Source organism: Hyphomicrobium sp., from assembly GCF_041659645.1.
Classification (GTDB): Bacteria; Pseudomonadota; Alphaproteobacteria; order Rhizobiales; family Hyphomicrobiaceae; genus Hyphomicrobium_B.
This window is the reverse complement of sequence record NZ_JBAZXX010000005.1, coordinates 151,977-164,435: the sequence shown is the minus strand read 5'-3', so window position 1 is coordinate 164,435 and position 12,459 is coordinate 151,977. Positions and strand designations below refer to the sequence as shown.

At 55.9% G+C, this 12,459-nt stretch carries 10 protein-coding genes; 5 read left to right on the top strand and 5 right to left on the bottom strand.

What is annotated here, in order from left to right; all coding sequences use genetic code 11:
• The first annotated feature begins 258 nt into the window (after nucleotides 1–258).
• Nucleotides 259–2,583: a type II secretion system secretin GspD gene (gspD, locus tag WC811_RS18725; RefSeq protein WP_372646924.1), complete on the top strand. Its 2,325-nt coding sequence runs from the start codon at nucleotides 259–261 to the stop codon at nucleotides 2,581–2,583.
• 30 nt (nucleotides 2,584–2,613) lie between these two features.
• On the opposite strand, the gene WC811_RS18720 is transcribed toward gspD, so the two are convergent.
• Nucleotides 2,614–3,204 carry an A24 family peptidase gene (locus WC811_RS18720; protein WP_372646922.1) on the bottom strand — a complete coding sequence of 197 codons (591 nt, stop codon included), beginning with the start codon at nucleotides 3,202–3,204 and terminating at the stop codon, nucleotides 2,614–2,616.
• Nucleotides 3,205–3,637: 433 nt separating this feature from the next.
• Between WC811_RS18720 and WC811_RS18715 the strand changes: the two genes are divergently transcribed.
• On the top strand, nucleotides 3,638–4,627 hold the full coding sequence (locus WC811_RS18715) for a helix-turn-helix domain-containing protein (RefSeq protein ID WP_372646921.1): 990 nt from the start codon (nucleotides 3,638–3,640) through the stop codon (nucleotides 4,625–4,627).
• Complete coding sequence (locus WC811_RS18710; RefSeq protein WP_372646920.1) at nucleotides 4,566–5,642, top strand: helix-turn-helix domain-containing protein; 1,077 nt, start codon at nucleotides 4,566–4,568, stop codon at nucleotides 5,640–5,642. Before WC811_RS18715 ends, WC811_RS18710 begins: the two co-directional genes overlap by 62 nt.
• A gap of 78 nt (nucleotides 5,643–5,720) precedes the next feature.
• Here WC811_RS18710 and WC811_RS18705 read toward each other — a convergent pair whose 3' ends face one another.
• A complete protein-coding gene (locus WC811_RS18705) occupies nucleotides 5,721–7,391 on the bottom strand; it encodes a carboxylesterase/lipase family protein (RefSeq protein WP_372646919.1) in 1,671 nt (556 codons plus the stop codon).
• A gap of 732 nt (nucleotides 7,392–8,123) precedes the next feature.
• Here WC811_RS18705 and WC811_RS18700 point away from each other — a divergent pair.
• Nucleotides 8,124–8,426, top strand: coding sequence for a hypothetical protein (locus WC811_RS18700; RefSeq protein ID WP_372646917.1), 303 nt, complete (start codon nucleotides 8,124–8,126; stop codon nucleotides 8,424–8,426).
• Nucleotides 8,427–8,708: 282 nt separating this feature from the next.
• On the opposite strand, the gene WC811_RS18695 is transcribed toward WC811_RS18700, so the two are convergent.
• Nucleotides 8,709–9,464 carry a FecR domain-containing protein gene (locus tag WC811_RS18695; RefSeq protein WP_372646915.1) on the bottom strand — a complete coding sequence of 252 codons (756 nt, stop codon included), beginning with the start codon at nucleotides 9,462–9,464 and terminating at the stop codon, nucleotides 8,709–8,711.
• Nucleotides 9,465–9,592: 128 nt separating this feature from the next.
• Between WC811_RS18695 and WC811_RS18690 the strand changes: the two genes are divergently transcribed.
• Entirely contained in the window at nucleotides 9,593–11,689 is a 2,097-nt protein-coding gene (locus tag WC811_RS18690; RefSeq protein WP_372646913.1) for a CHASE2 domain-containing protein, read from the top strand.
• Between the two features lie 109 nt (nucleotides 11,690–11,798).
• Here WC811_RS18690 and WC811_RS18685 read toward each other — a convergent pair whose 3' ends face one another.
• A complete protein-coding gene (locus WC811_RS18685) occupies nucleotides 11,799–12,095 on the bottom strand; it encodes an ATP-binding protein (RefSeq protein ID WP_372646912.1) in 297 nt (98 codons plus the stop codon).
• A gap of 13 nt (nucleotides 12,096–12,108) precedes the next feature.
• A complete protein-coding gene (locus tag WC811_RS18680; protein WP_372646911.1) occupies nucleotides 12,109–12,444 on the bottom strand; it encodes an STAS domain-containing protein in 336 nt (111 codons plus the stop codon).
• Between the last annotated feature and the right edge of the window lie 15 nt (nucleotides 12,445–12,459).

The window sequence follows — 12,459 nt, the reverse complement described above, 5'->3', positions numbered from 1 at the left end:
GCGCATTCGCGACTATGGTACGCGTGAGCTTAAGTAACACGTGGGCAACAGAGAACGATTCAAAGACAGTCGGGCCGCCGAAATTTTGTTACGAAGTTCGTCCTGAAGCTATTGTCGCGACTCAAAAAATACTCCGTGCTTACCTGTGGATGCGGTGGGGACCGCAGTCGGCAACGGAGAAGCTTTCTTCGCAGCTGTGCATGCGAAGTCCAAACAAAAACAATGCCGGATAGACAAGCGTCCTAGGGGAAGTCGTTCATGATTCGCTGGTTGATTCTGGTAGCTGTATGGCTTGCGTCGCTTAGCACTTCGGGTTGCTCATCCCTTGATAAGCCGCTTATCGAACCTCCAGACGAGGTCGGAAAGCTTTCCAATGCGAATCTCGCGCCGGCCAGTCCGGAAAATTATCAACCGCAATATAATTCCAACGGCAATACCAAGGTTATTTCCGAAAAATATCTCGGAGATAATCGAGTAGCCGCTCCCCCCAGGCAATTAACACCGGGAATAAGCCAGAGCGAATCCGGATATGAACTCAATTTCAACGATACAGAGCTTTCAGAACTCACAAAGATCATTCTGAAAGACACTCTTGGAATTACATATGTCTTCGATTCTCACGTCGAAGGCCGCGTTACGTTATCGACCGGCGGACCGGTCTCGCGCACCGAACTGATTTCTATCCTGGAGAGTGTTCTGGCGACCTATCACGCCGCTCTCTTGATCGAAAATAACGTTTATCGAGTCGTTCCGGAGGCCGATGCGCACCAGCAAGGAATCTCCGCGTTCGACTACGTCAGGGAAAGCCGCGAGGTCGGAGCCGGCTATGGCGTTTCGATCTTTGCACTTAAATACGTTTCGACCGATTCAATCATGCGCATGCTCGATGGGCTGCTGGTCAAGCAGGACGATCTGCGTGCGAGCGTTTATAACAACCTCTTGTTCGTGCGCGGCACGAGCCAAGTACGGCAATCGGTCGTCGATATCATCTCTATGTTCGACGTGGATTGGATGAAGGGTCAGTCGGCTGGCCTGTTCAAACTCAACAACGCGCAGCCTGACGACGTCATCCGCGAATTGCAGCAGGTATTTCAGACCGATCGGCAAGGCCGGGGTCTGATCAAGTTTCAGCAGATTGCGCGCTTGAACGCCATCCTGGTCCTCTCTCCAAAGTCGCAGATGATCGATAAGGCTGCGGACTGGATAGCGCGACTCGATCACAGCGGCGCAGATGACGACAACTATTACGTTTATCGAGTGGAGAATGGCCGAGCGCGCGATTTATCGCGTCTGCTAATGGCGGCATTCTCAGGATCAAGCAGCGGCTCGAGTCGAGACGCCGAAGAAAAGGAGGTTGCGCCCACGCTCGGCGCCTCCCGAACGAGTTCGAGCAGCAGCACTGGAGCCGGCAGCTCTGGTGGTGGCGGTTTGGGAAGTGGCTTTGGAAGCAGTTTCGGTAGCAATAGCAGCGCGGGAAGTGGATCGGGTTTCGGCGGCGGCGGCGACTCATCTTCAAGTAGCGGTCCGTTGAAGAGTGCCTCCCCGACTTCGACTGCCGACGACACGTCATCGGATGATATTTCTACATCCTCGGTTTCGTCGTCATCATCGTCCGGAAACCAGGTGCGCGTCACTCCCGACGAGCGCAACAACAAGTTGCTCATCAAATCCTCGGAGCGCAATTACCGGAAGATTCTTCAAATCCTCCAGCGCATAGACCAGCCGCCTCTGCAGGTCCTTATCAATGCTACACTTGCCGAGGTAACGCTGAACGACAACCTGTCTTATGGCGTGCAATTCTATCTGCAAAAGAATGGCGGCAGGTCTGGGCTTCTGGGGTTCAGCACGGGTGATGCACTATCTATCAGTCCCGTCGCTCCTGGCCTCAACCTGATCGCCGGCAACATTGCCTCCAATCCGCGCGTCATCCTCGACGCGCTGGCGCAGGTGACAGCGGTCCGCGTGGTCTCGTCGCCATCCGTCGTTGTTCTTCACAACCAGCCAGCCACCTTGGAAGTGGGGGACGAGGTCCCGATCATCACTCGCCAGGCGCAAAGCGTAATCAACCCGGACTCCCCTACGGTCAATGAAATTGAATTCAAGAACACCGGGGTCATTCTCAACGTGACGCCGCGCATCAATAGCAACGGTCTCGTGACAATGGAAATTCAACAGGAGGTCAGTGCTGTCGTGAATCCTTCCGGCCCGAATTCGACGTCGACAACACTAACGCCGACGATCTCGCAGCGGCGCGTCACCAGCACGGTTGCCGTCCAAAGCGGTCAGATGGTGGTTCTGGGCGGCCTCATTCGAGAGGAAGTAGATCACTCAAAATCCAGCATCCCCGTACTCAACAAAATCCCATACCTCGGGGACGTCCTCGGCGGAAATACAAACAACACCAAGGTGAGGACGGAGCTCATCGTCTTCATTCGCCCAACCGTCATTCGCAACCCGGAAGATGCGAGCAACGCCGCCGAAGCATTGCGTGCTGGTATGCAATCTCTCGCGCCGCGGCCTACTGCCTGGGATGTAGAGGTTCAGGAACCTGGGCACGGCGGACGACAATCATCCATCAAATGAAGGCGGTCAGGTATTGCCGATTGACCGTTGTCAAGGCGTCGCCGCAAGAAGGTTAAATTTTGTGCCCACGGCCAGAAAATCGATGCACCAAATGACCCAAATCGAAGGAGCGAGAAAAATACCGAATGGCACAGCCGTCATCGCGGTGATGGATGATTTTTTATAGAACCTGAGCAGCACGACATAGGATATCGCCAGCACACACGCCAAGAGCAGAACGTTGCTCAGCCCTTGCAATCCCGTCCACGCGCCCGCGGCAGCCCCGAGCTTGACGTCTCCGAGCCCGAGCCCTTCGCGGTCGCGCCAAAGGTAGTAGCCTTGCCGAACTGCGTATAGGAGTCCGCAGCCAGCGATGGCCGCTGCAATGTGTTCGAGCACCGATGCTTGTTCGGCATCTGCACCATCCAGCAGCCACACTGCGATCAGGCCGAATGGGATTAACGGCAGCGATAGCACGTCTGGAATGATCAGGTTTTCTGCGTCGTAGACGGCGATCGCGAGCGCCGTCCAACCGAGTAGGCAGGATACCGCGGCGCGATACGGCTCAAACACGTAAAGGGACACTGCCGCAATGGCGCTTGCCAAGATGAGAAAAATCGTTAACGCGCGGCGTGACGTCATCTCATCCCAATCGGTAGCGAGTTCACATACCAGGCGGCGACCCGCTCGAAACAGCCTTGGTAATTCAAGAGACGGATTATGACCAGCAGCGGTCGAACGGTCCGAAGACTTCTACAGTGTCCGATCAGCCTCGACGTCGAACACCGTCAAAAAATTGAGTTAAATTCTTTCAAGATTCTCGCGATCGCCGACGTCAAAATTCTTGCATCGCAATGCGACGAAGGTTTTTTGTGCGCGCCATCGCGATAACAGTTCACTCAGTGCCAAGCGAGTCATGCAAGGTTCTGCTATACAGCCATGTCACAGTTCGTTGCGAACACGTTTCAATAATTTTAGCATCAACCACAAAATGGTTTTCTGCCGGCGCGCGGAGATGAAATGAAAAGCGGGCACTCATCAAAGCGGCGATAGAACCGTAGATGGGAGGAAAAAAATGTCGAGTATCTCGGTCGGCGCGCCCGCACGCGCTGCTCGACTTTTCGTTTGGGACAGCCGCTTAGGTCCGCCCACGAGAGCTTTTGGCATGTTTCGCGAGACGATCTGCAGCGAATTCATGCCGTGGACGCCCGAATACTCGGGCGCGGAGTTTCAAGGTCGCGTAGAAAGCCTCAGCTTTGATAACGGCACCGTCGGCCGCGTCAGGATGAGTCCGATCACCGCCACGAAGACAAAGTCGAATATTGCGAATTCGGTCTTTGAATGCATCCACGGCAACCTGATCATCGGCGGCGAACTCAAAGTCGAGCAGGCTGGGCGTACCAACATAGCGAAACCCGGCGAGCTTGTGCTCTATCAGAGCTATGATCCCGTCGTTTTGACCGAGAAGCCAGACGTCCCGTGCGATAATCTTGCGTTCATCATTCCAAGGTCGGTGTTTGCGGACGACAGCAATGTGGATGATCTTTTCCGCAACGTCGTCGTGAGTTCGGAAAGACTTTCCGGTCCCCTCGGCAGCTCCCTGAACCTTATGGTCAAGGGATTGTTGACATCGTCAGAGATTGAAATTTCCGGCCTCTTCGATGCCTGCATCGCACTGCTTCCTTTGGTCATCGGCACGGGCTTTGGCGAACACTTGGAAAGTGGAGCAGCAAAAGGCAATCGAAGACTGCGCGAGGCTCTGCGCTATATCGATCGGAACCTTTCAAACCCCGATTTGTCACCCGCGCTCGTCGCGGCGCATCTTGGCGTATCGGTTCGCTATATCCACAAACTCTTCTCAACCACCGCCGAGACGTTTGGTTCGTATGTCACCGGACAGCGCCTCGAACGGGTCAAGTGGGATTTGCTCGCCTGCTCCCAAAAGCCGCCGATAGCCGCAATGGCCTATCGTTGGGGTTTTGGAGATCTCTCGACATTCAATCGTGCCTTCAAATCCCGCTTCGCATGCGCGCCGAGCCGCTTCGGAACGCGCATTGATTCCTAGGCTCGATTCGTGGGGAAAAAAATTGGGCACTTCCGCAAACACGCAAGACGCGCCGAAAACATGCTTGTGGGACAGCCATTATGGACCCTCGACGGCAGCCTTCGGCGCTTTCCGACAATTCATCTGTGGCGCCTTTTTTCCGTGGTCGATCGAGCGACAATGCGACGATGCCTTTCATGGACGCGCGGAAGGTTTGATCCTGCCGACCGGTGCTATCGCTAAAACCAGGTCGAATCCCATTACCGCATCGCGGGACAGAGCCGAGCTCAACGGCTCACCGACAGAATGCATTTACGCAAATTACGTCATGTCTGGCGAACTGCATGTTCAGCAAGGCCAGCACGACCTCGTCGCAAAGCGCGGGGATCTCATCATTTATGAGAGTCGTCATCCCGTCATTGCGAAAGAGAAAAGTGATGGGCCGTTCGAGAACCTCTCGTTTCGTATCGATAGGGATCAATCTGCATCCCTCGAGAAGGCGGATGCCGATCTGAGCTGCGCTCTTATTTCGGCCGAGACTATGATTGCGCCACTGGCCGCATGTCTTTTCTATCTCTCGGAGAATTTGCTCGCCATTCCGACGGGCGAAGCTGCCGCGCTCTTCAATGTCTTCAGCTCTCTGCTCCCGGTCGCAGCGTTGGCCATTGCGAAGGATTACGGAACGCAACCGCAGAAAAACTCCGCACAGAGATCTTTGATGCGCGAACTCTTGGAATACATCGAGACGCACCTGAGTGATCCTGATCTTTCACCCAAGTCTGCAGCAGCCGAACTTGGAATCTCTCTCCGTTATGTCCATAAACTCTTCGCTGAAAAAGCCATGACCTTCTGTAGCTATGTGACGTCGAAGCGGCTGGATCATATCCGGAGAGATCTCTCCGCGGATGCGCTTCGCAACGAACCCGCTTATGCCGTGGCGGCGCGATGGGGTTTCGAAGATCCTTCGGCATTCAATCGCATCTTTAAAGAGAAATTCGGTGTGACGCCGGGGCGAGCGCGAACTATCGACTCCTGACATCAGGCGCTTTTGCATCACAATGGCGGCTGCACCTCGAAGGATGCAGCCGCTGAACTTTCCGTCTGTCTTCGATGGTTACATCGTTGGGTACACGATCTGCGTATCCCAGAAATCGCAATTGTATGCGGATCTGTATGCAGCTTCCGATTCCGTCGCGAGCGGTGTGTTCTCGTTCAAGAATTGGATCGATGAGCCGGCGACCTTCGGCCATGGCGAGTTGCCTGAGCCGTTCGGATTACCGTTTGCGGCAAAGTTCGTCCAAGCCGCAACGAGCGAATCAGACAGCCCGACCTCTGCACCCTGGATTTCGCGCGGTACGCCTGTGGTCTGGTCAAGATTCACACCCAACGATCCGCCATGCCAGTTCTGGAACAGAAATTGGATATCGATCGTGTGCGCGGCCAGAGCTTGGAAGCCCGGCATTTTCGGGAAGTAGTACGGCGCGTTCTGGTAAGTGAAGTCGTAGCCATAAGTCGGCATCTGCGGTCCCCACTCCTTCAGGACGTGCAGACCGCTGCACTTGCCGCGATCCGTGGAGACGCGATCATAGGCAAGCTGCGTGTTGCCACCGTAATTGCTAAGCGGGTACTGCTGGGCCGTCGCTCCTGTGACGCGGGCATTGTACTGATCCGCGGTCATCGGCACCTGCGGGGGGCCCGAGAAGTATTCCGTGATGCCGATGCTGAAGTTACCTTCATCCTTCACGGCGCCGCCCATTGTCGGCATCTTGTTGAAACGGCCCGTCGTCCAGGCGGCTTCGGGCTGTATCGGGACGATGGTGCCATCGACGAACGGTCCGGTGATGTACGGGCCGTTGGCATTCGGCGTTCCCTGCAGCTGCAGAATGCGCGAGGCAGGCAGGTCGCGCAGGCATTTTGCAACGTTTGAACCTGTGCATCCGGCCGCCGTTGCAAAGTTGTTACCGTTGGTCAGCGCAGTCGTCGCGTTGGCCAACGAGGCGAGAGGTGCGCTTTCGTAGATAGCCCGGTTGAACAATCCAGCAGCTAAGGGCGAAAGCTGATTGGCGCCTGTGTCCTGTGCACCGGCGGATTGGCCGCCGAGAGCAACTTTGGTCGGATCTCCACCGAAGGCTGCGGCGTTCCTCTGAACCCAGCGAAGGACCGCTTGAATGTCGAGGATGCCGTAGTTGCCCCACAAATGACCCTCGTTGTTGAGCGCGGCATGGGAGAGGAAGCCGAAAAGGCCCAGACGATAGTTGATCACGACGACGACGGTATCTTTTCCGTTGGGGCCGCCGGTCGCGAGCTTGCTCGCGTCATAGTCATTGGATTCGCCATCGACGTTGCCGCCGCCGTGGATCCAGACCAAGATCGGCTTCTTACCGTTTTTCTTGTTTGACGTGAAAACGCTGAGGTAAAGGCAGTCCTCGTTCACGCTCGCAGGACCGGCAAAGGCGCCGAGTTCGGTGACTTGCGGGCACGAGCTTTTATAATCTGTCGCGTCGTAGGTATCTTTCCACTTCTTGACGGCCTGCGGCGGCTGCCAGCGCAGCTTCCCGACCGGCGGCGCGGCATAGGGAATGCCGAGAAAGATGCTGACGCCGTTTTTGGTCAGCCCACGAACCGGTCCCTCTGCGGTTTTGACAACCGGACCGTTGTTATTGTCGTCAGAGTTATTGGCGAGCACCGGCACCGTCGTAAATGCTGTCGCTGCCAATAACGTAGACGCAAGGATACCAGTGCGCCACGACCTTGGTCGCGCGCTCGAACTTGGGACGGTTTGCATAAAAATCTCCTTGAGCTTTGTCTTTTTTGTTTTTGCGTCGATCGTATGCGTTACTCTTCCTCTGGAAGAGCAAATCCACCGCGCATGGCGTAAGCGAATGAGCGGTGATTGACGGCACACCGCCCGCTGACAAAACGCGGGAAGGAACACCGGCCGTCTTTTTCACGCGATCCGGAAAATAGCTCTACGGTGAGAAGGAACGGTTCTGGCTGAGGCGTGCACTGGAGCGAAATTTATCTCGACGATGGTTGATCCGCGTACATCTCGTGTCTCGGCCTAAGACGACTTGGGAGTTTTTCGCTTGCCTCATCGAGGCCACGGACCGCCAAGGAGATCGGCCCCTGGGATGATGATTATCATGGAGCGAGCAGAAACTACGGCCGAGAGGCCGCCTTTTCCGCTCGAGGTAAACCGTCCGAAGACGTCGAATTTTCCGACCTGCAATATGCTCAATCGAGCAATCGACGCGATTCAGGAGCAGCTCGAAAGAGATGTTATGGCTCGCAACGAGCTGCGCTGAGAAGCTTTGAAAAGAGCAATGGACGAGCCCGCAAGGCTTTCTTCCACATGAGTCGCGCCGGGCGTTACGGACCGCCGAATGAGTGGCAAATTCGGCACGCTTACCGGATCCTCTCGGGATAACCCCGCTTGCCGCAAGCAGATTCTATTGTCGGGAGCCACGCACTGAACTAGCTTCAACAATGGGGATGACTCATTTTTTTGGAGGGGCGAATGCGTTCTTTGAAACTAGCCTTAGCGGCCGCAGCGGCCTTCTGCGCACTTTCGGCAACGGCTCAGGCTGATTGCGTCAAGGTTGGAGCGCTCGGCCAAGCTGTGACCCACGATATCGCCGAACTCTTCTCGACGCACGGTCTCGCAAACGTCATCTATGGACAGGGCCGCGTGGGCAAGGGCCCGGTCCACACGAAATGCGACGAAGGCTCAGGTACGACGACGTGTCACTCCTCGCAGATCGCGTGCAAAGTGACGACACCCAAAACCTGCTTAGGCGCTTGGCTTTGCTTCCCCGCATAACTCCGTTGCTCGGCGCAACCGAAGAATAGCGCGACGTCGGAAGAGAGCTTCGATCCGTTTTATGAACGCATCTTTATTGCCTTCGACCGGACCGTTGGCTCTCGCCGACGGGACCGGTCTGTTATTGTTGTAGCGCAGCTTCTGCTGCGCGCTTTGCCCATTTTGCACAAATATCCGACCGCGAATTCCGCTCTCGAGACAGAAGCAGTACTCGATGGCCTTTCCCTCAAGTTTTGCTATTGACCCAAGGCGGACCTCTGCGGCCGGCGACGCGAGAGAGATCTAAAATGGTACCGCCCTTCTAAACGCACGACCAAGTGAGCCCGCACCTTTTGTTATGGCGCGACCCGCTTTGGTTGCTGGCTTTGCAACGATATCCGCCGTTTTCAGTCGCGGGATCGGATCGATGCGAAGGGCTTTACCAACAAACGGGAATGCGGTGCCAACCCCGAGCCCAGGGATCAGGCCGTTAGAAAATTTGAGAGGCGCCGAAAGGATCCCGCCGATCGTCGCGCGAACAATGCGGCCGACGCTGGTATGACGCCGACAAGTGTGCGTCTTCGTACAGATATCGACTTCACCTTCCTGCAGCAGCACCAGGGTGTCGCCATTGCCGTCGACGTAGACGTCGAACACCGTTCCGCGCACACCGATCGTCGCGGACGGCGTATCGATGCGATAGGCGTCCTTCTTTTCCGAGCCGGTGATAAAGCGAAACGTACCCTTGAGGAAATTAACACCGATACTCGTTACACCGCCAGCTTTACCAATCACGAAGTCATCGAGCTTCAGACCCGCATTGGGACCGAGGGCGAGCTTCGTCTGATCGTCGAGCTTCAACTCGGCTTGCGAATTGTCACCTGTTTCCAAATACTCGCTGCGATGGACCCGGCCGCCTTCCCTGAGATCGCGCTTTTCGTCTCCGAGTGTCGCCATGACCTCGCGCTTTATCGTAACAGCGGTGCCGATTTCCGGCGTGGTATCATCAGCTGCGACGTGCGGTTCAAACGCCAGTAACGCCGACGCCACCATAACCATCAAATGCCCGCAAGTCCCGAGCTTGGCAGACGGACGGTCTCCACACTGATGATCCAAGAATATGTTTCCCTCATTTTGAGCCATATGTAACATGCCCCTTAAAATGCACCACGGGCTTTTTATTCGACATGCCGCATGAGGGGACGCACCGCGATCGCCGGCCAGGCGTTCGCGCGGCTTATTGGTTTATCATCGCCAGCGTTCTTGCAGCAGGCATACTGCTGCGCGAGAAAGATTCGGATTTTATCGCCCGTTTGCGATTGCTGGGATTCGACGTGTTGCAGCAAACGCTGCCGCGAGCGTCTGACCCAGACTATCCAGTCCGCATTATCGATATTGACGACCCTTCGATAAAAGCATTTGGAAACTGGCCCTGGAAACGCGATCTCCTCGCTAAGCTGATCGACAAGCTCTTCGCATCCGGCGTTCGCGTCGTGGCGCTCGATATGGTTTTTCCCGACGCAACGCCGAGCGCGTTGGACCGATTGCCGGAAGCGCTACGGAAATCGCCTGAACTCAAACCCCTTCTCGACAAGTATGCCGAAGCACAGTCCCCTGATGATGTCATGGCTGCGGCGCTAAGCGGTCGACGTGTTGTGCTCGGTATTATCGGGACGTCTCAGGACGCCGGATCCACGCCACCAGCGAAGGCATCATTCGCGACGATTGGTGAAAACCCCTCGTCTTTCGTTCATGAATTTTTGGGTGCATCGGTAAATATCTCTGTGCTGCAACGAGCGGCCGCGGGTATCGGCGCTTTGAACTGGTTTCCCGATCATGACCAGATCCTCCGCCGCATCCCACTCGTCATGAGCCTATCGGATCAGCTCTATCCGTCACTCGCAAGTGAGACGCTGCGTGTGCTCATTGGGGCAAAGACGATCCGCGTCCGTACCGCGGGTGACGGTGGGTTTACGGGTAACAATGGCATCACGACGGTCGCCATAGGCGACGCCATCATTCCTACTGACGCCGACGGCCAGATCTGGATCCATTTCTCTCGACACGATGCGAAACGTTTGATTTCGGCGGCCGACGTGCTCCAGGACAAAGCTTTGCCTCATAGCCTTGAAGGTCGAATAGCGATCATCGGCACGACCGCCCCTGGTTTGCTCGATTTGCGCGCCACCCCTCTTGATCCCGTCATCTCCGGTGTCGAAATCAACGCACAAGCCTTGGAGCAGTTGATTGGTGCCGCGCCTCTCGTTCGGCCCGATTACGCGAAGGGGATGGAGATCGTTTTTACGGTGACGTCGACGCTCATTCTTGCGGCAATGATCTATGTGTGGGGAGCGCGCGTCGCGGCTGCGGTTGGATTTGCCACGGTGTGCGTGTTTGCTTTGGGAGCGGTATGGGCATTTTCCCACGGACTGCTCATAGACGCGGTGTTTCCCATCATGACGAACTCCGCCGCCTATATATTGGGGACGGGCTACCTCTATTTTGAAGCTGAAAGCGAGCGCAATCGAGGCCGCCTAACACTACGGCGCATAGCCCAGGAAATGGAGTCGGCTGCACAGATCCAGCGAACTTTCCTTCCCAGAGAAATCCCGACTGGCCCGTTCGATAGCAAATTCGACATTTTCGCAATCATGAAACCGGCCAAGTCCGTAGGCGGCGATTTCTACGATTATTTCCTGATCAACGATCGGAAACTTGGCTTCCTTGTCGGCGACGTCTCCGGCAAGGGCGTCCCAGCCGCGCTCTTCATGAGCGTCTCGCGGACGGTGCTACGAACAATCGCCTTCGATGACGAAGAACCCGGATGCGTACTCTCCAAAGTCAATTCCATTCTGTCTCGCGACAACACAGAAGGCATGTTCGTCACTATCTTCTATGCCGTTCTCGATCTCGAAACGGGTGTCCTGACATTCTCAAGTGCCGGACATGATGATGCCGTTTTACTGACTGACGCCCAAGGCTGCGAACCGATGGGTCACATGGGGCCTGCCATAGCGCTGTTCGATGTCGCGGAATATCCGACGGGCACGCGTAATTTATCACCCGGCGATACTGTGGTGCTGCTCTCCGACGGTATCACCGAAGCTTTCAACATCGACGGCCGCGTTTTCGGCTTGGAGCGGCTGGTGAAATGGCTGAACAAGCGAACGTCCGCGACATCCGCCGATATCGTTCACCACTTGGACGCCGAGGTTACGCGCTTTGCAGAAGGTACCGAACAGTCCGACGACATTACTTGCGTTGCGCTACGGTTCATAGGCTAATCCGCGCACACGATATCAAGACGGTTGAGATCTCCATCCCGCGAATAGTCAACCCGGCTCGCCCGTTCTCGAATAAGCCCGAGACCGAACCCGCCAGGCTCGCCGGACATCAAGTTCCGATCCTTGGGAAGCGGCCATTCCCAAAGATCGAAGTAATACCGTTATCCCTCACCGTCGCAGCCGCACAGCCCGGTTGAAGCCAGATCTCAATCGCGATCATCGGTGCGGCAGTATCTTTGAGGCCATAGCTAATGAGATTCGCGACGATCTCATTGAGGCAGAGCTTGAGATCGGCGGCCAACGATTTTTGGATTCCGCTCTCAACAAATGTTTGGTCGAGCCACGCATTCAACCGTGTAACATCGGGAGGCGTAGGTTGGAGGCTGATCTGACCTGCGAAGCTCATCTACCCTCAACGATCAGCCGCACGCTGTGATCGCGGTCGCTTCGTCCGCTACGACGCGAACGATTGTGTCGATGCCGGTGGAGCGAAGAACTTTCCGTGCATCGTCCGTGGCGCTGAAGACGACGAGGCGTCCGTTTCTTTTGGCAATATCCCGCGCGGCTTTAACGAGGAGCCTGATGCCAATCGAGGCGAGGAATGTAACGTCCTTGAAGTCGACTATGACCTTATTGTTCTTGCTGGAGATGGCGCTGAACGGTGCGTCGATTTCGCCTGCGCCAGCGATATCGAGTGGCCCAATGAGCTTTACCTTGAGGATGCCGCCGGGCAGTCCGACCTGGTCTAAACGCATCTTTTTCTCCCACGA